Raw genomic sequence first — 24,055 nt, 5'->3', positions numbered from 1 at the left:
TCTCAGTATCTCCCCTGCCGCTTTGATTTATTTTATGAATTTCTCCAAAAAATATTTCATAAATTCCCCAAAAATGTTAGCTACGTGTTCGCTATTGCTGTTTTTTCGCACTTTTTGAGAATATTTTTTTCTATTGCAGAGCAAAAAGAAAAAGGCCATAAACCCTAAGGTTTACAGCCTTTCTCACTATTTTTCGTTATCTGAAATCAGAATTTGCCAGCGTCAGCAGCTTCCTGTACGGAAACAGCTGTTCCTTTATTTTCATGCTTTTTCCGCATGATGTTAGCTATTTGTTAGCTATCGTTTCATTCTTACCTGTTCTTATACTTATTTTGTGTTGGCCTTCATGTGCTCAAACACCTTTGTCCAGGTGTCTGTTCCGCATGAGCCATCTGCAGTAATAGCAACGTTTTTCTGGAATACTTTCAAAGATGTTTCTGTATCGTTTCCGAAAGAACCGTCTACTTCAACACCAAGCACGGCCTGCAGGGAAGATACTGCTGCTCCGGAACTGCCTTTTTTAATAACCGGAAGCTGAACTTTAATTTCTTTTGTCAGTGTTATTGCACTTGTCTTTTCCACCGGATACACCGCTTTTCCGTTCCAGTCGTAGATGGTGTAGCCTTCTTTCCATTCTTTCTTTGCATTTTCAAGACTCTTATATGCTCCGATCTGGCTCTTACTGTCAGCCCAGGATTTTCTTGTGCGGTAGTATTTATCTACTGTTGCCGTGGTGGTCTTGGCTCCGATCAGCTGCTTGAAACGATTCCAGTCACCCTTGGCCCGGATTGCTGACGGGCAGTTCTTGGCGCATACATCATAATGCTGTACAACTCTGTCTGACGGGATTCCCAGCTGTTTCATGATCTGTTTGCATACCTGGACTGTATTCTGGAATGCTTTCTCGTAATTGTAGCCCTCCTGGACGCACATCTCGATTCCTACCGCATTTCTGTTGTTGACTGTCCCGAACAAACGGCCGCCATAATTAACTCCTACATGCCACGCGCCACGATCATACGGAAGTGCCTGGTATGCTTCTGTATCATCAACGAATACATGCGCGGAATAGCCTTTAAAATTTCCATCATGCTGGGCCTTTGCGTGTGCTTTTGCATTTGCTCCCTTTGCATAGTTATCTGTGTTGTGAATAACAATATACACCGGTGTCTGACCTGCATAGCTGTTGTTATTGCTGATAAAACTTGTATTGATATTCATAATATCATTCTCCTTCTCTGTCTTAATTGATAATATGCTGTTCAGAATGTTAATGATCTTCTGGCCGTAGTTCTGTCCGGATGCCCAGCCCTGGCTCTTCGGGTTTTCATGCGTGCCGAGATGCTCGACATATTCCGCACAACCTCTGTTGACGTATGTGTAACGCGGATCTACACAACGATTCTGCAGTTTGTCTGTAGAGGCATAAGCCTGCAGATGCTGGATCTGTGCCCGAATTCCTTCCGCTGGTGTCTTGAAACTGTTGCCTTTCATGCCCGTTTTGGTTACACCCAGGCCACAAAAATTGTTCTGATTGAATGTCACCGCAGAATTAAAAAAGGTAAAGTCTCCGGTTTCCAAGCAGGACTGGGCAAAAGCAATATCACCGCGAACTCCTTCGACTGTTCCTTCGGCAATGTATAAAGGAATCATCTTTACTACGGAATCCGGTACCTGCGGATTAACCTCCTTAATATAGGTTCTCATCTGTTCAATGCTTGCCTGGGATTTACCCATGATTTTTAGCATATTGTTTCTCCTTTACTGATAAGAAAAGAGGACGATCACTCGCCCTCTGAATCCTCTTTTTCTGTATCGATATTTACTTTATCTTCCACCTGAGATTTTACATGTGTTACAAGTGGAATCAGGAATGCCGGGATTGTTACTCCCATATCTTTGATATTCTCCAGAATGCTGATGATCTCGTTGCAGATAATCCAGATTGCTACAATACAGGCTACCAGGAATGTAAATGGTAATGTGATACCTGCAGTCTGGGACGCATATAAAAGAAGCTGGTCAATGATTGCTCCCACGATTACCAAAAGCCACATACACACCTTTTTCATAATTCCACGGATGCTTTTATATGAGTTGATGTCCTCAGATCTGTATGTGGATGCCATAAGGCCGGTGGCATAGTCAAGGACGTTGCAGGCCACCATCAGGAGAACTGGCACTGTCAAAACTCCCAAAATGGAGCTGATCAGTGCAAAGATTGCTGTAAATAATGCTTTAATGTAATTTTCTTTCATTGTTTTTTCCTTTCTCCGGTGTTGCGCCGACACAATTCTTAAAATTTAGTATAAAAATAAGAGCCTCCCGGCTCTGCTTTAATTCTTATGTTTCACCTGTCTTTCTAAAAAATGTCAATCACCCAAACGGTAATTGACATTTTTGAATATAAATTTATTTCATTTTAAAATTATCTGTTTCTATTTTAATGTCATCATACAAACATTCTCCATCATTTCCCCACAAAATATTTTTTACACACCCGGTATCTTCAAGCTCTTTCAATGCTGCATAAAACACATTTTCTGACATATTCAGTAATTTTGGTGTAACCTCCATAAAATCAACAATTTCACCATGTGCCTCATTAATAAACGCCTTTAGAATTAACTCTGCTTCTTTACTCATTATATACTCCTTTCATATCACTGAATAATCTATCATTTTACTCAAAATAAATACATTTTGCTCGAGGAAAAGTTTAAAATTTCATAGGCTGTATTTATGAAATTCATTTTTTCGAATAAATTTAATTCCTTATATTTTTCGAAAACATCTTTTGGGGATATTGGAGTAATATTTTCTTCTATTACCTTCTGCACTCCGGCACCAACTTGAACTGTAATATCATATATAAACCAACCATTTTCATTATAGCATATCACTATATCGTTATCTTCATCTGTTCCTTCACTTCTAACTACTCTACTTGTGCTTTTAATTGTAGCAAAAGGAACCAATGCTCTATCTGATAATCCATAATGTTCGGTTTTATTCTTGTCATAATTGATCTCAAGTTCTTTTGAAACAGCATATATGATTTTTTGTATTTCATCATTATTCATTAGTACATCTCTCTTCATAAATATTACAAAAATTATAACAGATTTTTAATCACTATTCAATCGTTACTAATTAACTATCGCCCCCTTTAGTTAAGTTATCTGATTTCGTTGTTCCACTGAGTAACATTTATATTCATGTTACTACCTCCAGTTTCATGTCCAATCAGAACACTTCTTCCCATAGAACAGTTTGTGATTTCACACTCCGTAATTTCGGTACTCTCTCCGTATGAATTAATTCTGAAATATCCCAATGCTTTAAGATATGTGTTTTTAATACTTATGTGGTTTTTAGCATTAGCACCAGCAGAATTATGATATGAAACGACACATATGTGGCCTGTCTTTGTAGTATCAATAGATTCGAACACACCACCATTTATATCAATATATCCATCAATACCTAATCCTCCACCGATACATTGCGCTGTCCTACCAGGTGTATCATTGTCACTATTATCAAATTTGAAATGACAATTAATATATCTATTAATATATGAATCAGTATCTGAATCTCTTTCATCATGTATAATGTATCTAATATTGCTTGCTTCAATTGTTATATTTTCAAGTGTGAATCCGTATATATCTGAATTAAATACAGAAAACCATTTCTTTATAACAGCATTATCCCCTGTATAATTGCAAATAATTTTTGATTTACTGCTATCTATAATATGGATTCTATTTTTTAATAATAAGCCCCTAACCGGCGACCGTGGTGCGCCCCCACCTGTTGCATTATTAAAGAAATCAGAGCCAAACTCTTCAATCAAATCCCATGTTCCATCACCTAGATATACAACAGAATCCATATACTTTGTAGCAGTAACAATCGCATCAGATAACTTTACAAAATCACCACTTTCGTCTTTTTCAACATAGTATGTTTTTGGTAAATAATCCATAATTTTTCTTACTTCATCACTTGCTTTTTCGCTAAATGATAAATAAGATTCATAAATCTTATTTTCATACATTTCTTTACTTGACGTGAATAACGTATTCTTAGAACTTGAGCTACGTACGCCTGTAATAGCAACTACACCATTTTGCGTTGGTTTAAAAATTCCACTCACGAAACCTGTAGTTGTATTTTCAATTCTTGAATAACTACCATCATCATATTTAACACAAGAGAAACTAGAAAAAATATCTATAAAATAATAATTTTCATTAGCGTTAATATTAAATAACTCAAATCTACCAAAATCAGAATTTTCTGATACATTATGACTTTCATAAGTATAAAATTCTCCTGGATAAAATTGTAAATTTTCCAATAGGTTAACATGTTTTTTTGCGATACCCTCTAAATCTTCCTTTAGCGAAGCAGCAGCCTCTCTATTTGCATCAATCTGCTTCACCAGGCCTGTGTCGTCCATATCATATTCGAGTTTATATTCCAGGGCGAGGGAATATGGAGCTACGGGTTCTATGCTTCCGGCAGAGCCAAAGCCCCGGAATTCCAGGGTTTTGTTCGCCTGATCGTAGAGCATGTAGGGCACATGGTTGCTTTCGCTTGTGTATGCAGTGGCGGTGCTGTCTACGGCAAGGTATTGGCCTTTTTCTACGGGGATCCAGCAGCGTGCGTTGCCGTTTGCTTCAAATATTATTTTCGTTGTGCTTACTATTTTTATGGTCTCAGCACTGGGCATGTATACGGTTCCTGGATTTTTTTCAAATTCTACAATATAAGCCGAACATTCTCTGTCCAAATTTAATGTACTTTCATTCTGTGCAAAAGTACCTCTGCTTATTTTGGCAACCACGCCTGCTGCCGTAAAGCGTTCATTTAAAATACAAATTCCTTTGGTTTCCGCAACATATTTCGTGGATTCTGATTTCGCCTTTGACCAGATGGAAGCACCGGCACCAAAGAGAGCTTTATGTATATCCGAAGCCTGTTCCCTTACCGCTTCTCCGGCGTTTCCATATTCTTTTCCATCATAGGCAACACGTATATCCTTCAGCTCTGCATCTCCGGTTGTTGAACCATCTCTTAATGCCGTAAAAGCATTCATTCTTTTCTGGATATTGTCCATCTGGGCTTTTGTCTGATTATATAAATGTTCAGCATCGCTACTTATCTGAGCTCCTGAATCTGATAATTTCTTCATGAGATTGTCAACGGAAACCATCATATCCTGAAAATCTTCAACATTGAAATAATCATCCTGTTCCGGATAAGGCATTGCGTAATTCTTTGTTTTCTTCACTGTATTACCTCCGTTCGAAGCTGATCGTATGTTTTTACCTTAAGTTCTTTATAGGTAAAGGGCTTGTATGCACGGTATGTATTATAAATAATGATAACGTCTATAATCTGGTCCAGCGGTACGATTCCTTCCAGCATTTCCCATATTACTTTTCTGTTTTTATAGTGTTTCAACTGCAACGTAACGGATACTGTTTTCTGCTGTATGTTCACTTCCAGGTTGTATCCATCCCCAAGCATACTCTGCAGTCTTTTCTGAAGAATCCTTTCCGTATACATAGTCGAGATACACCATCTTGCAATCACGGCAATTTTTCGTGTTTCCAAATCACTGCTGCTTGAAGGCTGGATATTTAATATCCGCTCTCTTCTTTCAATTCCACTTTTCCTGGATTCTTTTACCGTGATATTATCATCCAGTTCCTGGATATGATTCTCCAGTTTTTCTCCAATAATATCCCCAGCTTTAACAGAACACTTGATTTCCCTGATCTGCATCACGGCATCCGGATAGTTTACTTTGACGTGCATGTCAGTTCCCCCTTCACAGGAAGCTTGTTTTTCCCAACTGTATAGTTTTTGGCTGCTCCGTTCAGGGTTGTTCCTGCAACATCCTCTACCCCTGTCACATCCACGATTGCTCTCTCAACCTGCAGAATCCTTACAACCAGATTATCATTCTTCTCCCATTTTTCCCTTACTTCAAGGAAATACTCTTCAACGGCCTGATTGATATATTCCTTAATGTCTTCATAGGCGTATCCGGATTCAAATGTAATTTCTGTATTGATATTTACGGTCTCTTCCTCTGCACCAACCACTTTTACCCTGTGTCCGATTGGAGCAATTCCATCGCCTTCTCCGCTTGTCACCACCGGATCAACGGTATTCTGCACTTCTTTCACAACGTCCTCATCAGGAGTCCGGAAAGAATCTCCTGCAATCATTACCTTGATCTGATCATCTGGTTTTGAAACTCTTTCCAACTTACAGGCCTTTACACCAGGCATTTCATTGATCCTACCTTTGTAATACTCCCTGTTTCCGGCAAAACCTCGATAATTGTAGCTGTTCAGCACTCTTGACCGATACAGTTCGGTATCCTCCTGGTCTTTTCCCTGCAGCCTGCATTTCAGTATCTTTCCCCACTCAAACCCTTCCACAAAAGTTATCGGGTCCAGATCAGATAAAAGGGTATTCGGGCCGCTTCCAGATGTATCACATCCGAGCCTGTATATATGCTTGTTTTCATCAATCACATTGAACACTGTATAGTTGTACTCATCGCAATTCCACCTGCTGCCGGCCGGAACTGCACAATTGAACTGTGCTTCAAATTCTGCATAGGTAGCTTCATTTATGAAACATCCGATGTCATTTCCAATCCGGATAAGGTGTTCCAGATCCGCCGTATCTGCAAACATGTTCTTTTCTATCCCGGCCATAAACATATATGTCTCTTCCAGCTGGACCGCCTGTTTTGCACAGGCATTATACAGAAGACTTCCCTCTGATGTATCGATATCGTCCGGCATCTCCTTCATCATGGCTTCCATGATATTTTCAAATGTCATATCCTCAAACATAGATCTCCGCCTCCTGTTCTCCCAGTGTTGTTATAAGTTTGAATGACAGCATGATCTTTTCATCCTTTTTCACACATTCAAAATCTGTGATCCCTTCTATATATGGATTTACACATAAACACTCCTCCGTCATTCTTTCCAGCTCTGAATTCGTATATCCTTCAGAATACTGTTTTCCGATCAGGTCCTCAAACTCCTGTCCATATTCATCTGAATATATATAATATCTGTACCTTGGCGTATGTAATGCGATCCAGCACCATACCATGAGAGCATCTACGCCCTCCACGATCTTCCCGGACAACTGTCCTGTTTTGAAATCAATTCCATATTCTTTCGGAACGTATTCCTCTTCTGTAATATCATCGGATTCCGTATCTGCAAACGGAAACATCATACCGGGTCCACCACCTTTGCAATCAGTACAAATTCCTCAGTATCATTCATCTTCATCAATAAGACTTTATCACCTTCTTCCAGATGATTGATTCCGTCTTCAACAGCCAGGTTGCTGCTTACTGAATAGTCACTTTTATTTATTATTCCCGATCCTATTTTTACTCTCCCGTCATGGCCCATTATGCCAAATTCCGGCACCTGAGGGTTGTAAAAACGTCCCGCCTTTCTCATCTGCTCAATTAACTCTTCATAAGGAGTCATAGCCCGCTGTACCTCCCTCCGTTAATGATCGCCGTCACTTTCTTTCCGGCCCATTGCCCGATATTAAGCTGCGCTCCATTATTTGTCTCGGAATTTCCCAGGCTTTCAAACTCCACGATCGACACAGCACCGGAATACACATGGCCCCATTGGTTTCCGGCATCATCACCTTTTTCATCTGCTATGATCGCATTGAAGCGTGCTCCGTCTTCCAGAACCACGCTTACAACATCACCTGCGGAACCAAACACCGGACGGAGAGCTATCAGGTAATAGCCATTGATGGTTGCAATACCATTCTTCCCTTGCTTTCCATTATTTTCCCACAGATCTGCTATTATCTTCTGGGTGCTGCCACTGTTCCATCTTCCAAAGAAATAGGAATAGTTTGTGTAGTCTTTTATGATCCCTGTCTGTGCTACAGATCCCGGAACCGCTACGGTTGTTCCGCTTATCACCTCATCGCTTCCTTCGGCCGATTTTGTAACCGGATAATCTATGTAACAGAATCCAAGGACATTCTGATGGGAATCTCTTCTTTTCACATCATCGCCATAGTTGCCTTCAATGCTTGTGTATCCACCAGCACTATTGACACTTTCAACAATTCCAATATGTCCCTGACCACCATAAATTACTAAAGCTCCTTTTTTCGGGGTACTGCCCCATTTTCCGCGAGCCTGGTAGTAATCCCGGACATTAAAACAATAAGCTTCTTTTGCTCCTCCCATGAACAGATCTGCATGTCCACTCTTATTGAAACAGGCCCAGATAAACATGCAGCACCAGGCAGCATCCATTCCATACAAAACCGTAATCTCGTTATGATTGCTTCCAGGCGGATTTTCCCCAATCCCGATCCAGGATCTTGCCTGGTTCAGAACATCTTCCAAAGCAGAACTCTCTGATAAATCAGACAAGCTTGAGGATGTCTGTTCTTCATCCTCTTCCTGCGTGTCCATGATATTCTTAAATTCCAGATCAAGCTTCATCGTATAGGATCCATTTTTCCATTCATGGGAATCACTCTCAATCCAAAATCTCCCTTTCAGTCCTGTCCTGGAATCTTCTATGATCACCCCAAGACCGGAAACACACCGGTAATCCCCTGTTGATGTCAGGCTTGCATTTTTACTGATTCCTTTCAGCTCGTTCATTGCTTCCTGCTTGCCATTACCGGAATCCACAGTGATCGCGCTCTGGAATATTCCATACATGTTCGCCCAGCGTGTGTTGGTAAGGATCCCGATCTTCTTATTTGAAGAATTATATACATACACCCGGTTTACCATATCATCCATATTCTCGCTGTAAGACGATTCAAGGATCCGTTCACCCTGCTTAATGTGAAATCCCGGGATCGTCTTCCCCTTTTCGATCACTTCCAGGGTATCCCCATTCATCTGGGCAATGTACGGCTTTTTATTCTTCCTGTACACTTTTGTGTATGCAGCCATAATAATTTCATAATATGGCCTTTCCTGGAAAAACATCTTATTTAACACCAGTCCAGTCTTTGCAAGGTTTCTGACGTTTATACCGATATCCTTACATACCATTTCCGTAATCTTTTCCGGCGTTTTGTTCCGGAACCGGTATGTCCCGTTGGATCTTAGCAGATGGATCATATGATCCTTTGCCGTATACTGCAGCTCTCCGGCATCTGAACTCCTGTTTCTTTCCGTAACTGCCCCGAAAAAATGCACTTTCTGATTGCTATCCGGATAAAATACGATCTTATCTCCCAGCTTGATATCCAGTGTCTCTACACTTTTATCATTCGGACTGTATGCTACAGAAAACGCAACGGTCCGGGCTGCCTGACGTGCACTTCCGGACCAGGTAACGCTTGTGACATATTTTGTTATATCATTCTCTTTCCACTTTAATCTCATGGTATCACAAGCCTTTCTCCATCAAAGATCCACCATCCGTTCACACCCTTATTGGCACTGCTGCGGAATCCATGTTTTACTGCAGTCCGCTCGATAATGGTCTTGTTTGCTTCGTAGATCTTGTTCGCATATGATCCAGTTCCGTAATATTTCTTGGAAATACTCCACAAGGTATCGTTTCCGGAAACAATATGCACCTTTGCTTTCGTTTTGGACGTTTCCCGTTTCGTTCCCTGCTTTATATTCTTTTTCGTTGTGGAAGCTGCAGTCTTTGATGTCTTTTTCTTTTTTGGTTTTGTGTACTTAGGTGCCCGGTATTCCATCAAAGACAGCTTATATTTGATATCTCCAGTTCCATCTTCCTCCCCGTATGAGAAGGAGCTGATCACCACCTGCATATTGATCTTGGTTTTGGTAACAACCAGACGGAGTGTTTTTTCCTGCCAGGAAAGTATTTTCTTCACATATTCCCATGGACTCTGCTTTTTCTTATATGCTGCAAAGGAATAATCCTTATTTGGAAAAAAGGACTCCAGTTCTATGGAACTGAGTCCTCTTTTTCCAAGGATTGTGACATCTCCAAGGTTCTGGACGTTCACGGTTTCATGTCCGGCATCCCTTGTAACGTTATAGGATGCTGGCAGTATCGGAAGCTGTATGGAATCTTTTCCGCATTTCAGCCATATTTCCATCTTACTAATCATTTACGCCTCCTATACTACCGCTGTCTGCGGAAGATTATCATTGGTTTCTTTTATTTTCTTTACAATTCTTTCCGCGATCCGGTCAATGTCTGCTTCTTCACGAACAATAATGCTGTCTGCCAGTTTCGCTATGGTAATTACTGTACCTTTATTCTCGGAACGTGCCATTCGGACAGATTCATCATGTGGATATACCCTTGTACCTCTTGGCAGGTCAACGATCTCTCCGCCCTTCTCACTGATCTGTACAATACCGCCCTGCCAGTTATCGGTTCCTTTTGACAGAGCTGGAATCTGCGGAATGTTAAGCCCTTTCCAGCTTTTACCACCAATTCCAAGTACCCAATCCGGAACTGTGAAATGGATAGAATTAATCCTGCTGATCGCACCATTTACAATGGAAATGACTGCATTCATCGGGGTTTTTACAAGGGCTTCCAGCATTCCGAAAGAATTGGAAACAATATCCCTTAAGCCTTTCCATGCTTTTTCCCAGTTTCCAGTGAACACTCCATTCATAAATGTTGTAACTCCCTCAAGAACGCCAAGAAAACCGTCTATATACTGGCTTGCACCTTCAAAGAATATTACAATCACATCCGATCCTTCTGAGAATACAAATTGTACAGCTTTTATAAATCCGCTCTCCAGATAAGAGCCTATTTCTGTACATAGTCCTAAAAACGGCTGGAGCTGTGGCTGTACGGTATTCCAGAACGATTCAAACCGTGCAGCTGTTTTTCCGAGCAGAGGACTGATTCTGTCCCAGTTTTTATAGATTAGAAACGCTCCTGCTGCCACAGCTGCTATGCCAATTCCAACCGGCCCTTTCATAATTACTCCAAGAGCTTTAAAACCAGTTTTTCCATCCGTAAGTCGTTCAATTGCTCCACTCAATTTTGCAGAGTCTTTTATCACTCCACCAATTCCAGATGATACCTTTCCGGCTCCTAGCAATACCGGACCGGTTGCTGCAGCCACGGCTGCAAACTTCACAATGGTTTTCTGTGTAGCCGGGTCCAGCTCGTTCCAGTGATCTACCAGGGAATCAATCACAGTGATTCCCTTCTCCACATACGGGATCAGCATCGTTCCTACCGGCTGCAGGACATCAACCTGGATCGTCCTCCACAACCCTCCCAGTGCTCCTGTGAGTGTGTCATATCTGGTGTTGACCAATTCCTCCATCGTCTCTTTAGTTTCGTCGATGGCACCATTGGTTGTTGAAAGCGTTGTAATAACCTGCGGACCTAAATCTTCCCACATGGTTCCAAAAAGATTAACCCCTGCCGCACTCTGGGCAACCGGATCTTCCATTCCGGCCAGTCCCTGGATTACCTCGTTAAAGGCCGCTTTCGCATCCTGGCCTCCGGCCGCAAATCTTTTTGCCATCTTATCGGCATTCATTCCGATGGCTTCAAATCCCTGTTTTGTTGTATCTGATCCATCGATCGCACGGATGGAAAATTCTTTTACCGCATCACCGATCTTATCCAGGTTGAATGCTCCATTTTCCGCTCCATTTGCGAAAATCGAAAACATGTCCTCCGCATCCAAGCCAAGCTTTTGGAACTGTACGGAATATTCATCAATGTTATCAAACAATTCTCCTGAAAAATCCAGGCCATTCTGAGCCCCCTGTGCCATAAGATTGAATGCTTCTCTTGCGGAAACGCCGAAATTCTTGATCAGGCTGTCTGCTGCTCTGGTACTTTCCCCGATATCAACATCAAAGGTATCTGCCAGCGTATAAGCGTACTCCGTACATCTCTGCAGTGCAGAATCATCCAGATAGGACATGTTCTGGTCAACTTTTGCCATTGCATCCGCCACATCTCCTATGGATTCTCCAAAGTTGTCCTTGTAGACATTGTTGATCATATCCTGGTATTTGCCCAGGTTTTCGGTTGCTGTCCCAGTTGCGGCCGCAAACTGTTTGTAGGCATCCTGTGATTCAGAAGCGAACTTTATTGCAGCTGTTCCAGCCGCTGCCATTGGCACAGAAACCGATTTTGTAAGGCTTTCTCCGGCTCCTTCCAAAAACTGCCCTGCATTTTCAAATACACTTCCAAGATTGCCAATTCTTTTTTCCAGATTTTTTGACTGTCTTGCTACTGTCCGCGATGGATCTGAAAATTCATCGATCAGCTTTACTACCGCTGCTACTGTTTTATTTGCCCCGTTCCCTCGCCTCCTCTTTTATGTCTTCGATCTCCTGCATCAAAAAAGCACGGGTGATCAGACGTTCACCCGCACCCATATTGTAATAATCCGAAATTTTCCACTTTTTCAAACGGAACAGTGCATAAGCAATGCTTGCTTCCCTGTCCGTCCTGATCAGTTTTTTATTTCCTTCTCCTCAGTCTTAAGCCCAGATAAAGCAATAATCTCATCTGCAATGGTTCCGGCTTCTGCCTGAAACAGAATTGCGGCAAGATCTTTTGGAGTCGCAGCATTAAAATGCTCCAGCAAAGCCGGATCTTTTAAATCCGGTTCAACAATTCCATTCACACAGAACATCAGGTTTGTGTCGTAAGCTGCTGAAATATTTCTTTTTCCTTTCTCATCAAACATCATCTGCATGATATCATTGTGCTTCCGACCCGAAACTTCCTGAATCGTGATCTCTGTTTCCTCTCCCAGAAGCTTTGTCAGCCTTGCAGATCGGATCTTCTTTGTTTCCTTTTTCTCTACTGTCTCTTTATCAACTCTGATCAGCTTTTCAATCAGATTCATGTTCTTTTCCTCCTGTCAAATAGCATCCAATACATCAAAATCCGAAAAATTAAACGGAATGGACTCTTCGCCCAGCTTTCCGGCTTCCCAGTCTGCAATTGGGATTTCTGTAAAAATACAATCCTTAAGCCGTACACGTTCGCCGCCAAAGGCTTCCGGGTCATCCAGATTGGAGATGATCGTGCCTCTGATTGCTTTTCCTTCCTTGATCGCCTGTGCTGCTCTTTTCAGCCAGTATGATGTCACTTTATTAAGTTTTACAGTTCCTGATCCGCTGATTCCCGTTACTTTATACCCCTTTTTTAAGGTCCTTGCCTGTGTCACTTCTGCGGTATCAAATTTCATTTTTGCCTGAAGTGCAGTGGTTTCTGCCATATATTCAGCATCAATCCACAGCTCTCCAAACGTTCCATTAATAACCCTGTCCGGTGTATAACCTTTCCTCGTTAATCCCTCCTTTTATGCCGTGATATCCAGATAGATGTCTTCCATGACATCTGAAATTGTCACAGTTGCTTTGAAATATACTTTTTCATCGGTATACTGTTTCTGCATTTCCTCATCTGACATGGCTTCTGCATCTTCTTTTTTGATCTTTTCATTTTCGATCACATATTTTCGAATTTTCTCCACGTCAAACTCAATGCTGTAATCTTCGATCAGGCCATTTACAAGGATTTCGTCCATGTAGGTTTTGATCGCAGATAACAGAAGACACTTATTGCTGTATGTATTCTGATATTTTCCGATGTAGTTATCCTCGGCCAGCTCAACAATATCGTTGTTGATCATGTCCATAGTCTCTACAACACGGATTTTTTTCCATGGGCTCTGCTTTCCGGTTAAAGTGGTTAACGATGTCACGCCTCTTCCAACCTTGATTTTTTCTCCGTCATCAAACAAAACAAACTTTCCTGCATCAATGGCTGCTTCAACCGATTTACGGTCCAGATCTTCACAGGCTGTTACATCGTCCAGAACAGCAAAGGTCACGGACTGATCACTTCCTGTTCCTGCGATCAGACCGGCAATCCTAGAACAGAACGTTTCTGCTGTATAGCTCTTTCCATCTGCAGTTACTGTCTTCGTTGCATAATTTACAATTCCCTCTGTATCTGCTTCTGTTTCCGGTAACACAGCTTTCACTCTGTTATGAGCTTCCCTCTGAGCTTTCACCCAGTCTGTGATCTTCTGTGTCTGGGAATCTTTTTTTGCACTTGGGAAACACATCCAGTCTACTTTCTTCCGCTCAAAATATTTGAAGGCTTTATTGTAATCTGTCTCTGCAGTAGCAAGAACATATACCACAACTTTTTGCGGTGCCGTGTCATTTCCACGGAGTGCCAGGGCAATCTGGTTTTTATTATCTGTCCCCAGCTCCTCCGGGATATCTTCACTTGAAAAAATTGTTATCGGATTCCCACTTGGAACCTTTGCATCTTTGAGCACCATTCCAACAGATCCGCGGTCCAGCCTTTTTGCCGAATTCTGCGCCCGTACCACGAATGTGATGTTCATTGCTGGTAATCCCATCAGTTTCCTACCTCCTGTCTCATTTCCATGTTTTTCATAATTTCACTGTTATCCTCCTTTTTCACCTCATCCCAGAATTCCACTTCAAATGTCACTACAGGGATATTGTTGTTTTCCCCCTCAAACATACAGTTTATGTTATCGGTATTCAGTTTCCTGCTGCCAACCTCAAGTTTATAGCCAAAAACAAATTCCATTTTTTCAAAGAATTCCATTGCCGCAAGTTCGTCAGACCGTTTCTGGATAAGGTCAATTTCGATCTCAACATTTTTATGGACCGCATTTTTCGTTCTCTCTGAAAACGTCTGTGTCACATAAACAAAAAAAGAAGGTCTGGTATAACCCTCTATTGTGTCTGGTCCGTATATTTTTGTACCGGGATAGGATTCCTTTAATGTGAGGTTCACAGCCTGCTTAATATCTTTAAGAGTCAAATCCTGCATCCTCCAGTATTGAATTTAGAAGCTCCTGGCCGATTGCTTCGGAATATTCTGAACGTCGTGCCATATATTTTCCAACAGTCTTTTTAGCGTATACCTTACCAACTTTTCTTCCAGTTCCCGGTTTTCCTTTTCCCCAACGGTTTTTCCGGTTATGAGTAACCAAGTCGTGTCCTTCTTCATAAAGATGATAATGTGGAGCTTTCGTTGTAACAGCAACCGTGTAGTTAGTTCCTGATCGGATCACTTTTCCCTGCCGGAAGCTTTCTGCTAATCTAACTGGTTCTTCCTCTGAATCTTTAGCTTTCCAATGATGCCCTTTTGCTTCTGCATTTACCCTTGTTCCAAGATCCTCAGCAATATTCCTTGCTTCTTTCCTCAAAACCTTTTCCGCAGAAGCAGGAAACTGCTTCATAGCCTTTTCCATAGCCTCAGCAAATTCTCCATCTCCAGTTATATCAAACTTGATACTCATTTCCTTCAAACACCTCCCTGCACTGTATCTCAAGAAGTTCATGTCTTTCATCAATGTCCAGCGGCGGACCTTCTATTGTAAAGATCCTGCCGTGATATTTGATCCTCATATCTGCAGTAATATCATTCCGGAACCGCACATATATCCTGTGAGATACCTCTGGTTTAAGCTTTCCCATAAAGTTATATTCCGAAGATTTGTATGGTTTTACGCTCCCCCAGACGGTCTTATAATCCTGCCAGGATGACTTATCCTGTCCCATCTCGTCTTCTTTGGCTTCAAGGCGTTGGAAAGTGAGCCGCCGGTTTAATTTTCCTGTATAAATCATTTCGCCACCTCACAGAAAATTGATACAGTACATTCCCAGAATAGTTTCTGCTGTTTTATTCATAACATTTTTATCAACCTGCAGCTGGCGGTTATCATACATATCCGCAATGAGCATAAGGACGGCAATCGTAATGTCCTCATGCTCGTCCAGCTGCTCCTCAGTCAGCCCCGTATATCCTTTACAAAATTCTACGGCGGCTTTTTTCATAACCAGAATCTCCGTATTGTCTTCTGTCTCCATATCTTCCGGAGATTCCCTGATATGCCGCCATATATCTGCAGCAGTTATTTCACTGATCTTCATATTTCCTCTCCTTTTGCGCCGGCGCAACTTTAAGCGGATGCCATTGTCAATTTTGCGATTTTCTGGGAATCCTCCACTTTTGTATCAATTTCCATCCATGCAACTACGCCTACTGCATGCTGCGTTGCATATTTCTCTCTCAGTACTTCGATATTTGCGTCCTCTGCCACTTTTACCGCTAATCCGGAAAAGTCTCCATAATATACTGCTGTAGCTTTTGCTGCCATCTTTGGCATTGCATCGGAACAATACACATCTTTTCCAAGAAGCGTATATCCCCACCGTGCTGATACATCCCTGTTCAAAAGATAATTGCCATCACTATCTTTTAACTTTCGGATTGCGGTTCTGGTGGCTTTATTCATGATCCATACAGCACCGCTCTGATAAATATCCGGAATGGACTCCTGTACATCGATCAACTCGTCAGCTTTAACTTTATCTGCTGCCGCTGCTGTAATACCCCGTGTAACGTTCGTAAGTCCTTCAGCTTTTCCAGTTGTTCCGATCAGACACTCATGTTCAATAAATACAGAAATCGCTTTCGCCATATACTGGATAATCTTATTCAGTACATCAAAATTACTGTTATTGATCAGTTTCTTTGAAATCAGCGTCAGTGCTCCTGCAAGGAATCCACCAAGCGAAATACTCTTGAATGTTCCAGATGTACTGGTAAGTTCTGTAAACTCATCCGCATAAGCCATTTTAATGGAACTGGTTTCTTCGTCATAATATGGGATATTGATTGTTCCACCAATGTTATACCGGTCAGCCATACTGTAGATTGGGCAGATTTCTACTACCTTTTCAATGATTTTATTGACAATAGAAGACGGAATCACTGCACCATTGTCCGCATAAGTAAGGTTCGCAGCTCTTTCGTTTGTAAGTGTTCCTCTCACATAATCCACAAATGCCCGTTCCTCAACGGTCAGATCATCATTTTCCCCGTCTTCTTTTTTCTTTCCTCCGGGATTTCCCAGATTTCTGGCTCTTTCTTTTGCTTCGATCGTCTTGTCAATGGCATTGATTTCTTTCTCAATTTCATCAAAACGGGCCTGCTCTGATTCTTCAAAGGCACGTTCTTCTTCCTGGGCCTTATTTAAAATCCCTTCCATTTCTTCTACAAGGGCAGCTCTTTTTTCCTCCAGGTTCTTTAATTCCTCTGCCCTTACCTGCAGGTATCGTCTGGCAGCTACTCGGAATGCCTTTTTATTTGTAATTCTTCCTCTATGACTTTTCATGATTTTCCCCCTAATCTTCTGATGGTAGCTTCATATTTCGAATAATCCACTTTTTCTTTCTGTTCACTTGAGATTACTTTTGTTTCCAGAGTTCTTACCTCCAGTACTTCATTCCCGTCTGCGCGCATCTCGATGGAAGTGCTTGCATAACAGGGAATTTTCCTGTTATCAATAATGGATACTTCTTTCAGATCCATATCCTCAACAAATCTGCGTTTCAGTCCGGAATCGGTATCTTCCTCTTTTGCGGCCCTTTCTATAAATCCAAAGGACCAGCCTCTCAGTTCTCCTTTTTTTGCTTTTTCGATCACTTCCGCGTCTGTAATTTCTGCAATTGCACGAAGCCCGATATTGTCTTCAAACAACTGCAGATTTGTTTTGGTACTTCCAAGTTCCCTGCTGTAATCATGATTCAACAGGATCTTTATTTCATCTGCGCGTGAAATGGCTCTCTCAAATGCTCCCGGAACAATCTGCTCAATAAACTGTTCCCCGCTTCTGTCCCGGATCGGTCTGCTGTCTCTGGCAACAGCATTTACATAGCCATCAATCGTAACTGACTGCTCTCTGATCTCTATTCTCCTGGGTCATCGCCCCCTTCTTTTATTTTTGTCAAATCTAATGTTTTACTGGTGTTAAGTACAATCACTTTATTGCTTTCCGGATCATACAATCCGTCCTGGAGCCCCAGTTTGATAAATTTCATACCAAGAGGTGGCATATTTTCTTTTTTTCGGACCTCATCTGTCTGAAGAAATCCTTTTTCAATTCCAACACTGTATGCGTTATACCGCTTGTCAATATCACCTTTGATCAGTTCTGAAATATCAAAATCAAAAAAATACATCTGTTTTTCAGATTCCAGCAGCATTGCCCGGTTTAATGCAGTCCGAAACTCTGCCAGCAGGTTTGAAAGCTCATATTTAATGAAATTTTTTTCATCCTGTTCTCCGGCATTGCCACTTAACAGCGATGGCGGGATCCCAATTACTTTACAGATCTCATCCCCATTCGTCTTTTTATTTTCATTCAGCTGCATTTCTACAGATGTATTGGACGCTTCCTGAAAATCAAGGCCTTCATTCAGGATCACCACACTCTCTGTATTGTTTGAATAAAGATTTCTCCATGCTTCTTTCAAAGAATTGATTGCCTGCTGCGACAGTCTTCTCGGAGACTTAATAAAGCCCTTCTTATTACCGCCTGTTGCAACAAGGGTTTCCTCAAATTTCATGGAGTTATACGCCACACTAAGAAGCTGCTTGTTTTCTTCAATAAGGCTTTTCCCCTGTGCCCCATCCTCCGTATTTCTCAGAAGGCGTACAAACTGATATGGCCTGTACGTGTTTCCCTGTACTAAAATGTCATAATCTTTAAATATCACATCCGGATTCTGGTTAAAACTTATGTTTTTTTCTGCCACATACCTGAGAGAACGTACTTCGTTCCTGACTTTATCTATGTAAATATAACCGCCTCTCCCAAGAAAATAATCCAGAACAACTGCCCGTTTCATCTGATAAGCATCTAGCGTATCCCCTGTTTCAGAATTCAGTAATATCGTTCGCCTGTCATCCGTCACTTCTGTGATCCTGTCATCTTCCCGTTTATACAGCTTTATTGGAACTGCTGCCATTGTCCCTGCGATCTTATTCAGGCATCCGGCCAGGGACGGAATATTCATTGCTCCTTCCCTTCCAATACTTTCTCCTGATAACCAGGCTCTTAAAATAGCGGCATCTACTTCCGGTTCCACATCCGGATCCGCACGTTTTTTCCGTTTCCAAATTCCCCTTGCTATCCCTCCTATGCTGTCTGGGCAACAAAATTGTCACCGTTCAGTAAATATTGCTGTAAAAGATACATCGCATTGATCAATGCAACTACCTCATCTACCTTACCGGTGGATTTCTTTTTGTTGACATATTTGTTTAAGTTTGTGTCTTCTGTACATCTCGCATTCTGAAAATTGATTTCCAGAAGCCGGTTCTCTTCATATCGGAATGCCTGCTGCAGGATCAGCTCTTTTAACCATTTTGTTGGCTGATGCAGGACGGAACTATGCTGTTTGATTTCCACACACTCCAGCCCTTCTGCTTCCATTTTCTGGACACTTGAAATTGCATTGTAGCGGTCATATCCAACCTGTTCCACAATTACTCCGTATTCTTCTTCCAGCAGATGTATCACATAATTTTCCACTACACTGTAATCAATTACTTCCTCACCACATGCAATACACTCCCCTTTACTGATCATTCTCTGATAATCCACATGTTCTTTCTGGGTTTTTATGTTAATTTTCTCTTTTGGAATAAATCCCATTACCCTAGCGTAAATATATCCGTTATCTTCTGTCACCATCGCCACCGCAGTATTATCATCCGTCTGGGAAAGATCTACTCCAACCCATACCTGACGGCCATTCCACCACTGTGGATCTGGTTGGATCCTGCACAGTTTCACTTTCTGAATATCTATATAACCTTCCACACCAAGTCCCTTATAGAGAATATTGTTATGCTTGCAAAGATAATTTTCTCTTTTATTCTCATAAAGGACTGCTAAGGTACGTTTCTTTTTTATCTCATCAAAAATATATTGATGGGATACTGCAACCGGATTGCTCTGATAAATCGCACGATCATCAGTCTGCCAGGCTTCTCCCTGCTTCAGATCATCATCTGGTTCGTAAAGCAAAGCAAAATATCGCCGATCATCCAGCAGACCGTCCAAAGTCTTTTTCGCAATGTCAATTTCATCGATCATCACGTTATTATCGTTGGGATACTGTGTACTGATGATAATTCCAAGTTTATTAAACAAAGTAATCTGTGAAGATCTCATTGCTTCTACCGGATAATCATCCAATGCTCCTGCTTCATCTGCCAGATACGCATTTGCCAGTTTTCCATCCATTCCATCCTGGCTATATGCAAGTGGCGTATACTCATTTTCATTGAGCAGACATATGATCTGGCTCCTCAAGACCTTAAATGCAGGTTCATCCTCATCGTATAATGCTGGCGAAACTTTTATAATTTTTCGGATAGCATTTTTCAGTTCCGATGATAACTGCAGATCCGGCGCAACAGAAAAGAACCGGGAAAAATCCGGTTCTGTAAGCATCAGCAGGATAAATATCACTGCCGAATTGAATGTTTTAAAATTTTTTCGTGCGATTTCAAGAAGAATCGTTACATAAAACCGGCTTCTTTGTTCTGAATTCCGGCAATATGTGCATAGCCCGGCTACGATCATAAACCACGCATAATCCTCCAGGCCATCATAAATACTACATCTAAGATCCGGGTGGACCATTAATTTTAGTAATTTGCATATTTTTTCATACTCCTGTTCATCTACATAAGCGTCCTCATCATTTCCATCCGCAATATGTAACCAGCTTTCTGCCTGTTTTTTAACATATTCCGGGACTTTTCCTTCCTGCTCCGTGGAACACCATACGGCATATTTGTATGCTTTTCCTTCTTTCATCCGCCCAACGCTTCTTTCAGTGGATTGGTTTTCTTTTCCGGTTTCTTCGGAACAGATCTGAGGGATGCTGCGATCGTCATAACGTTTTCTTTCTCAATCTCTGCCAGCATTCTTCTTTTTGCCTGGATCTGCCGATCCATAGATACCAGACTTTTCTGCATGGAAGCTTCAATGCCGTAATATTCTTTCCGTGTCAGTTCTCTGTTGATAAGCATATCGTCTTTTTCATTTTGAAACTCACATAACTGTTTATAAAACTGATCTCTTTTTTCCTCAAATTCCTTCGTTTCTGCATATAAAATACAGTATCTGTTTATCACAGCTCCATACATATCATCGAATTTATTGATCTTTTCAAGGAGCTTTTTCAGTCGAAGAAATTCCTTATGTGCAATCTCATTGTCTTTCACTTCCTGCCGTTCTTTCAGCGGAATCCCTGTAAGCAGAGCCTTTTCTGCCTGTTCACGCTGCCGGAGTTCTTTCTTGGTTCTGTGTGATTTTCCTTCCATCCGAATAATATCTGCAGACTTTGGTGTTGTTGGCATTGTGCTCCCTCCTTCCGTCAAGAATAAAAACGCTGATGTGGGAATTTATTATAAATCTGTGGGCATATGTGGTCGTAAAAAAGTCAAAATTTTCAGATTTTTTTAGGCGGGGGGGATTACATTTCATCCTCCTGCTGCCTGGCAATCTCTTTCAGTTCCGCCTGCGATATCTTCCCGGCTTCGGCCATCTCATGATGCCTACCACATAATGAAATAAGATTGTCATTGTCAAGCCTTCCGTCCCAGTCTTCTGCTATTGGTACAATATGATGTACTTCTATTTCCCGGTTGTTATATTGCTGTGTGGTTCCGTACAGCTTTCGCATACAGATCTGGCACAGATATTTGTCCCGCTCTCTGATCTCCAGGCTCTTTCGCTTCCATGCCTCAGTGCTTCGAAAACTATTCTGCTTTGTCCGTATCTTCCTGCGTACCGGCCTGCTGCTGCATTGATATTTACTATCATGAATCCGGCCACAGTATTTGCAACTTCTTAACATATCTTATCCTTTCATAAATAGCGGGAGATGGATTTGAACCATCATTTCAGACTTAGGAGATCTGCAAGTTTCCATTACTTCATCCCGCGTTATTTTATGGACATTCTGGGACTCGAATCCAGAACCGACCGGTTATGAGCCGATTGCTCTGACCTGCTGAGCTAAATGTCCGCAATTAGAAAAAGCGTGTAGAAAAATGATTTCTCATTTCCCACACGCCCTTTACAATATTAATTCGGTGTTGAACGTCTATGTTCTTTAACTTTTACACCATCACTTCTCGTATACGGTTTTACAACCACAATCTTTTTATTCTGAGTTCCTCTAACACTAGATTTTGTTTTGGCCATCTTCTTCTACCTATACCTTTCTTTTGGGTAGAAGCGTCCAACTGGTAAATACGCCTCTTCGTTAACTATTACTGATTCTTCTTTTTATCTGGTTCCGGTCCAGGACCTACCCAGAATCTGAAGGCTTTTTTACCATGATCCTTGGCATAATCTTTCGTGCCATCTTTCCTGGTAATCCACGTTCTAAAAATCCACATGGATATCCCCTCCTTTCGCAATTAACTCTTGCAAAAGGATAAATACAGTGTTACAATTCAGTTGTCGAGACGGAATTGTAACCAGTTGAACAACTGTATTTACATTTTCACAAGAGCCAAGCACCATATTTATGTTGCTTGGTTTTTTGTATGTATAAAGCCTTTCGACTTATACAGCTTTAAATAAATCAAGCATTTTTTCCTCGTAGTCTGTATAATGCCCTATTCCATTATATAGCCAACTTCGATAATACCAATATGCATATTTGGCAGCCTGATTACTAAGGTCAAAAGTAGTCCTTATTGCATCCGGGGTAACATTCTCTATGAAATTGTCAATCAGTGGTGGTGGCGCAAGTGCATATTTTGCAAAAAAATTTGCCTCTGCTTCTTCCTCTTCTCCATCTTTAATATGTCCCATAGCATAATGACCAATTTCATGCATTATAGTTTGGTTGATTCTCCCATAACTTTCACACGAATCATTATAAAAAATAATCCATTCTTGACTCTGAGAACTGCCAATTGAAAATCCATCTTTGCTTTCACGCATTGCTGCAATTCTCTTTTCCTCATTTAAAGCAGAATATGGAACAATCTTAATTCCCATTTTCGTAGCCATTTCAAATGCACTAATTGGAATACATCTGATTCCATATAGAGAAAAGGTATCTATTGCCACCCTCTTAATCTCTTCATACTGTTCATTTTCCAGACGCATATACTCTCCTGTTTGTTACATTAAAAGTTTAATAAGTTCCATTTTTTGTTCCTTTGTCATTTTTGAAGCATTCCGTGCTAAGATCACCCGTGCATCATCAAAATCTTTTTGTGAACCACTTTTTTCATCTTGGCTCAACAAATAATCTGTTGTTGTGTTGAGTGCTTTTGCAATTTTAATCAGAGTGGCGCCTCTTGGTATACGATCTCCCTTTAAATAATGGGAAATGGCAGATTCTGTCACTCCTGATAAAGATGCCAGATCCTTTTGCGTCATTTTACGGTCAGAAATTATTTCTGCCATACGCTCTGCTATGCCCCTTGCCATTTCGTCTTCCTCCTTATTAGCAATCGATTGCTACACTCATACTATATCATTAAATTATCACTTTGTCAAGTTATTATAATTTTTTATTATGTCTATTACCATTTTATATATAAAAAGCACCCGGCTGATGACGCCAGATGCCTTCTTGTGACCTATCATATAAATGTAGACTCCTAAAGCCGCCGACCTTTATGCCTTTGGCTTCTATTGTATTGTACAACGAACTTTCCGAATAATCCGAACTTTTTTTATTTTCACTCAAAAAATGGCGATCCCGCAAGGACCGCCGTTCTGTTACCTGTTCATCCCTAATTTTACCATCAATGCTTCCTGCAAGATCTGAGAAAAGTTAATGTTCTCACGGATTGCAGCTTCATTAAGACATTCTGGAATGCTCAATGTTTTCTTCACTGCACGGGAGCAATTCTTTCTGCGATACTCCGCCATATCAAACTCTATGATCACTAGAGTTCCATCTTCCGGATCTACGGCATCAAGAGCTGAAGCTTCCGGTATTGGTTCCTTTTCATTTTCTCTTGCAGTCAACGCCAGGCCAAGGGCATCCACAGCCATTTCATATGCTTCCTGCATATCTTCACCCTGTGTCATGCATTCTGGTATATCCGGATGGGGCTGTCGCATTAGCAAATATTTTTGCTGGGCGGCAGCCCCGTTTTATGCCAAAATGGCATCGAAATTGATTACC

At 41.3% G+C, this 24,055-nt stretch carries 29 protein-coding genes and 2 tRNA genes; all 31 read right to left on the bottom strand.

Annotated features, from left to right (window positions below; all coding sequences use genetic code 11):
- Window positions 1-327: 327 nt before the first annotated feature.
- Complete coding sequence (locus tag EAI83_RS18035) at window positions 328-1,749, bottom strand: N-acetylmuramoyl-L-alanine amidase (RefSeq protein ID WP_161206380.1); 1,422 nt, start codon at window positions 1,747-1,749, stop codon at window positions 328-330.
- Between the two features lie 35 nt (window positions 1,750-1,784).
- On the bottom strand, window positions 1,785-2,258 hold the full coding sequence (locus EAI83_RS13440; protein WP_129975731.1) for a phage holin family protein: 474 nt from the start codon (window positions 2,256-2,258) through the stop codon (window positions 1,785-1,787).
- Window positions 2,259-2,412: 154 nt separating this feature from the next.
- Window positions 2,413-2,646, bottom strand: coding sequence for a hypothetical protein (locus EAI83_RS13435; RefSeq protein ID WP_129975729.1), 234 nt, complete (start codon window positions 2,644-2,646; stop codon window positions 2,413-2,415).
- A 41-nt stretch (window positions 2,647-2,687) separates the two neighbouring features.
- Window positions 2,688-3,083 (bottom strand): hypothetical protein, encoded by a 396-nt coding sequence (locus EAI83_RS13430; protein WP_129975727.1) that lies wholly within the window; start codon window positions 3,081-3,083, stop codon window positions 2,688-2,690.
- 95 nt (window positions 3,084-3,178) lie between these two features.
- A complete protein-coding gene (locus EAI83_RS13425; RefSeq protein ID WP_129975725.1) occupies window positions 3,179-5,302 on the bottom strand; it encodes a hypothetical protein in 2,124 nt (707 codons plus the stop codon).
- Window positions 5,299-5,832 carry a putative phage tail protein gene (locus EAI83_RS13420; protein ID WP_129975723.1) on the bottom strand — a complete coding sequence of 178 codons (534 nt, stop codon included), beginning with the start codon at window positions 5,830-5,832 and terminating at the stop codon, window positions 5,299-5,301. The genes EAI83_RS13425 and EAI83_RS13420 overlap by 4 nt, the downstream gene beginning before the upstream one ends.
- Entirely contained in the window at window positions 5,817-6,887 is a 1,071-nt protein-coding gene (locus EAI83_RS13415) for a baseplate J/gp47 family protein (RefSeq protein WP_129975721.1), read from the bottom strand. The genes EAI83_RS13420 and EAI83_RS13415 overlap by 16 nt, the downstream gene beginning before the upstream one ends.
- Window positions 6,880-7,284: a DUF2634 domain-containing protein gene (locus EAI83_RS13410; protein ID WP_129975719.1), complete on the bottom strand. Its 405-nt coding sequence runs from the start codon at window positions 7,282-7,284 to the stop codon at window positions 6,880-6,882. The genes EAI83_RS13415 and EAI83_RS13410 overlap by 8 nt, the downstream gene beginning before the upstream one ends.
- Window positions 7,281-7,547, bottom strand: a complete 267-nt coding sequence (locus tag EAI83_RS13405; protein WP_129975717.1) for a hypothetical protein — start codon at window positions 7,545-7,547, stop codon at window positions 7,281-7,283. The genes EAI83_RS13410 and EAI83_RS13405 overlap by 4 nt, the downstream gene beginning before the upstream one ends.
- Window positions 7,544-9,442, bottom strand: a complete 1,899-nt coding sequence (locus EAI83_RS13400; protein WP_129975715.1) for a CHAP domain-containing protein — start codon at window positions 9,440-9,442, stop codon at window positions 7,544-7,546. The genes EAI83_RS13405 and EAI83_RS13400 overlap by 4 nt, the downstream gene beginning before the upstream one ends.
- Window positions 9,439-10,146: a LysM peptidoglycan-binding domain-containing protein gene (locus tag EAI83_RS13395; protein WP_129975713.1), complete on the bottom strand. Its 708-nt coding sequence runs from the start codon at window positions 10,144-10,146 to the stop codon at window positions 9,439-9,441. The genes EAI83_RS13400 and EAI83_RS13395 overlap by 4 nt, the downstream gene beginning before the upstream one ends.
- Before the next feature lie 9 nt (window positions 10,147-10,155).
- Window positions 10,156-12,186, bottom strand: coding sequence for a phage tail tape measure protein (locus EAI83_RS13390; RefSeq protein ID WP_129975711.1), 2,031 nt, complete (start codon window positions 12,184-12,186; stop codon window positions 10,156-10,158).
- Window positions 12,187-12,483: 297 nt separating this feature from the next.
- Window positions 12,484-12,882, bottom strand: coding sequence for a phage tail assembly chaperone (locus tag EAI83_RS13385; RefSeq protein ID WP_118514836.1), 399 nt, complete (start codon window positions 12,880-12,882; stop codon window positions 12,484-12,486).
- Between the two features lie 15 nt (window positions 12,883-12,897).
- Window positions 12,898-13,299 (bottom strand): phage tail tube protein, encoded by a 402-nt coding sequence (locus EAI83_RS13380; RefSeq protein WP_129975709.1) that lies wholly within the window; start codon window positions 13,297-13,299, stop codon window positions 12,898-12,900.
- A 42-nt stretch (window positions 13,300-13,341) separates the two neighbouring features.
- Window positions 13,342-14,415 carry a phage tail sheath subtilisin-like domain-containing protein gene (locus tag EAI83_RS13375; protein WP_129975707.1) on the bottom strand — a complete coding sequence of 358 codons (1,074 nt, stop codon included), beginning with the start codon at window positions 14,413-14,415 and terminating at the stop codon, window positions 13,342-13,344.
- Window positions 14,415-14,849 (bottom strand): phage tail terminator family protein, encoded by a 435-nt coding sequence (locus EAI83_RS13370; protein WP_129975705.1) that lies wholly within the window; start codon window positions 14,847-14,849, stop codon window positions 14,415-14,417. Before EAI83_RS13370 ends, EAI83_RS13375 begins: the two co-directional genes overlap by 1 nt.
- Window positions 14,839-15,330: an HK97 gp10 family phage protein gene (locus EAI83_RS13365; RefSeq protein ID WP_161206379.1), complete on the bottom strand. Its 492-nt coding sequence runs from the start codon at window positions 15,328-15,330 to the stop codon at window positions 14,839-14,841. Before EAI83_RS13365 ends, EAI83_RS13370 begins: the two co-directional genes overlap by 11 nt.
- Entirely contained in the window at window positions 15,314-15,658 is a 345-nt protein-coding gene (locus EAI83_RS13360; protein ID WP_129975701.1) for a phage head closure protein, read from the bottom strand. Before EAI83_RS13360 ends, EAI83_RS13365 begins: the two co-directional genes overlap by 17 nt.
- 9 nt (window positions 15,659-15,667) lie before the next feature.
- Entirely contained in the window at window positions 15,668-15,964 is a 297-nt protein-coding gene (locus tag EAI83_RS13355; RefSeq protein WP_129975699.1) for a head-tail connector protein, read from the bottom strand.
- A gap of 29 nt (window positions 15,965-15,993) precedes the next feature.
- Window positions 15,994-17,211 carry a phage major capsid protein gene (locus EAI83_RS13350; protein ID WP_129975697.1) on the bottom strand — a complete coding sequence of 406 codons (1,218 nt, stop codon included), beginning with the start codon at window positions 17,209-17,211 and terminating at the stop codon, window positions 15,994-15,996.
- Window positions 17,208-17,783 carry an HK97 family phage prohead protease gene (locus tag EAI83_RS13345; protein WP_256163595.1) on the bottom strand — a complete coding sequence of 192 codons (576 nt, stop codon included), beginning with the start codon at window positions 17,781-17,783 and terminating at the stop codon, window positions 17,208-17,210. Before EAI83_RS13345 ends, EAI83_RS13350 begins: the two co-directional genes overlap by 4 nt.
- Window positions 17,784-17,785: 2 nt before the next feature.
- A complete protein-coding gene (locus EAI83_RS13340) occupies window positions 17,786-18,967 on the bottom strand; it encodes a phage portal protein (protein ID WP_129975695.1) in 1,182 nt (393 codons plus the stop codon).
- Between the two features lie 50 nt (window positions 18,968-19,017).
- Window positions 19,018-20,709 carry a terminase TerL endonuclease subunit gene (locus EAI83_RS13335; protein ID WP_129975693.1) on the bottom strand — a complete coding sequence of 564 codons (1,692 nt, stop codon included), beginning with the start codon at window positions 20,707-20,709 and terminating at the stop codon, window positions 19,018-19,020.
- Window positions 20,706-21,254, bottom strand: a complete 549-nt coding sequence (locus tag EAI83_RS13330) for a hypothetical protein (protein ID WP_129975691.1) — start codon at window positions 21,252-21,254, stop codon at window positions 20,706-20,708. The genes EAI83_RS13335 and EAI83_RS13330 overlap by 4 nt, the downstream gene beginning before the upstream one ends.
- Window positions 21,255-21,370: 116 nt before the next feature.
- A complete protein-coding gene (locus tag EAI83_RS13325) occupies window positions 21,371-21,754 on the bottom strand; it encodes an HNH endonuclease (RefSeq protein ID WP_129975689.1) in 384 nt (127 codons plus the stop codon).
- An 18-nt stretch (window positions 21,755-21,772) separates the two neighbouring features.
- A tRNA-Arg gene (locus tag EAI83_RS17095) sits at window positions 21,773-21,843 on the bottom strand.
- Between the two features lie 8 nt (window positions 21,844-21,851).
- Window positions 21,852-21,925, bottom strand: a tRNA-Ile gene (locus EAI83_RS13320).
- A gap of 247 nt (window positions 21,926-22,172) precedes the next feature.
- The gene (locus EAI83_RS17705; RefSeq protein ID WP_255363765.1) at window positions 22,173-22,301 is read right to left on the bottom strand and encodes a hypothetical protein; all 129 of its coding nucleotides are present in this window, start codon (window positions 22,299-22,301) and stop codon (window positions 22,173-22,175) included.
- Between the two features lie 169 nt (window positions 22,302-22,470).
- Entirely contained in the window at window positions 22,471-23,022 is a 552-nt protein-coding gene (locus EAI83_RS13315) for an ImmA/IrrE family metallo-endopeptidase (protein WP_129975687.1), read from the bottom strand.
- A gap of 15 nt (window positions 23,023-23,037) precedes the next feature.
- Window positions 23,038-23,349, bottom strand: coding sequence for a helix-turn-helix domain-containing protein (locus tag EAI83_RS13310; RefSeq protein ID WP_243113506.1), 312 nt, complete (start codon window positions 23,347-23,349; stop codon window positions 23,038-23,040).
- A 294-nt stretch (window positions 23,350-23,643) separates the two neighbouring features.
- The gene (locus EAI83_RS13305; protein WP_129975685.1) at window positions 23,644-23,991 is read right to left on the bottom strand and encodes a type II toxin-antitoxin system HicB family antitoxin; all 348 of its coding nucleotides are present in this window, start codon (window positions 23,989-23,991) and stop codon (window positions 23,644-23,646) included.
- Window positions 23,992-24,055: the final 64 nt, after the last annotated feature.

Source organism: Blautia sp. aa_0143 (genome assembly GCF_004167315.1).
Lineage (GTDB): Bacteria > Bacillota > Clostridia > Lachnospirales > Lachnospiraceae > Blautia_A > Blautia_A fusiformis.
This window is presented reverse-complemented; position numbering and strand designations above follow the sequence as displayed.

What these genes read in the sequence shown, in the direction of transcription:
- EAI83_RS13410 (WP_129975719.1), bottom strand. Translation starts at nt 7,284, where the DNA reads ATGATGTTTCCGTTTGCAGATACGGAATCCGATGATATTACAGAAGAG.
- EAI83_RS13305 (WP_129975685.1), bottom strand. Translation starts at nt 23,991, where the DNA reads ATGCGACAGCCCCATCCGGATATACCAGAATGCATGACACAGGGTGAA.
- EAI83_RS13440 (WP_129975731.1), bottom strand. Translation starts at nt 2,258, where the DNA reads ATGAAAGAAAATTACATTAAAGCATTATTTACAGCAATCTTTGCACTG.
- EAI83_RS13395 (WP_129975713.1), bottom strand. Translation starts at nt 10,146, where the DNA reads ATGATTAGTAAGATGGAAATATGGCTGAAATGCGGAAAAGATTCCATA.
- EAI83_RS13335 (WP_129975693.1), bottom strand. Translation starts at nt 20,709, where the DNA reads ATGAAAGAAGGAAAAGCATACAAATATGCCGTATGGTGTTCCACGGAG.
- EAI83_RS18035 (WP_161206380.1), bottom strand. Translation starts at nt 1,749, where the DNA reads ATGCTAAAAATCATGGGTAAATCCCAGGCAAGCATTGAACAGATGAGA.
- EAI83_RS13360 (WP_129975701.1), bottom strand. Translation starts at nt 15,658, where the DNA reads ATGATTTATACAGGAAAATTAAACCGGCGGCTCACTTTCCAACGCCTT.
- EAI83_RS13350 (WP_129975697.1), bottom strand. Translation starts at nt 17,211, where the DNA reads ATGAAAAGTCATAGAGGAAGAATTACAAATAAAAAGGCATTCCGAGTA.
- EAI83_RS13365 (WP_161206379.1), bottom strand. Translation starts at nt 15,330, where the DNA reads ATGAGTATCAAGTTTGATATAACTGGAGATGGAGAATTTGCTGAGGCT.
- EAI83_RS13310 (WP_243113506.1), bottom strand. Translation starts at nt 23,349, where the DNA reads ATGGCAAGGGGCATAGCAGAGCGTATGGCAGAAATAATTTCTGACCGT.
- EAI83_RS13435 (WP_129975729.1), bottom strand. Translation starts at nt 2,646, where the DNA reads ATGAGTAAAGAAGCAGAGTTAATTCTAAAGGCGTTTATTAATGAGGCA.
- EAI83_RS13385 (WP_118514836.1), bottom strand. Translation starts at nt 12,882, where the DNA reads ATGAATCTGATTGAAAAGCTGATCAGAGTTGATAAAGAGACAGTAGAG.
- EAI83_RS17705 (WP_255363765.1), bottom strand. Translation starts at nt 22,301, where the DNA reads ATGTGGATTTTTAGAACGTGGATTACCAGGAAAGATGGCACGAAAGAT.
- EAI83_RS13375 (WP_129975707.1), bottom strand. Translation starts at nt 14,415, where the DNA reads ATGGGATTACCAGCAATGAACATCACATTCGTGGTACGGGCGCAGAAT.
- EAI83_RS13355 (WP_129975699.1), bottom strand. Translation starts at nt 15,964, where the DNA reads ATGAAGATCAGTGAAATAACTGCTGCAGATATATGGCGGCATATCAGG.
- EAI83_RS13420 (WP_129975723.1), bottom strand. Translation starts at nt 5,832, where the DNA reads ATGCACGTCAAAGTAAACTATCCGGATGCCGTGATGCAGATCAGGGAA.
- EAI83_RS13430 (WP_129975727.1), bottom strand. Translation starts at nt 3,083, where the DNA reads ATGAATAATGATGAAATACAAAAAATCATATATGCTGTTTCAAAAGAA.
- EAI83_RS13330 (WP_129975691.1), bottom strand. Translation starts at nt 21,254, where the DNA reads ATGCCAACAACACCAAAGTCTGCAGATATTATTCGGATGGAAGGAAAA.
- EAI83_RS13325 (WP_129975689.1), bottom strand. Translation starts at nt 21,754, where the DNA reads ATGTTAAGAAGTTGCAAATACTGTGGCCGGATTCATGATAGTAAATAT.
- EAI83_RS13415 (WP_129975721.1), bottom strand. Translation starts at nt 6,887, where the DNA reads ATGTTTGAGGATATGACATTTGAAAATATCATGGAAGCCATGATGAAG.
- EAI83_RS13315 (WP_129975687.1), bottom strand. Translation starts at nt 23,022, where the DNA reads ATGCGTCTGGAAAATGAACAGTATGAAGAGATTAAGAGGGTGGCAATA.
- EAI83_RS13405 (WP_129975717.1), bottom strand. Translation starts at nt 7,547, where the DNA reads ATGACTCCTTATGAAGAGTTAATTGAGCAGATGAGAAAGGCGGGACGT.
- EAI83_RS13400 (WP_129975715.1), bottom strand. Translation starts at nt 9,442, where the DNA reads ATGAGATTAAAGTGGAAAGAGAATGATATAACAAAATATGTCACAAGC.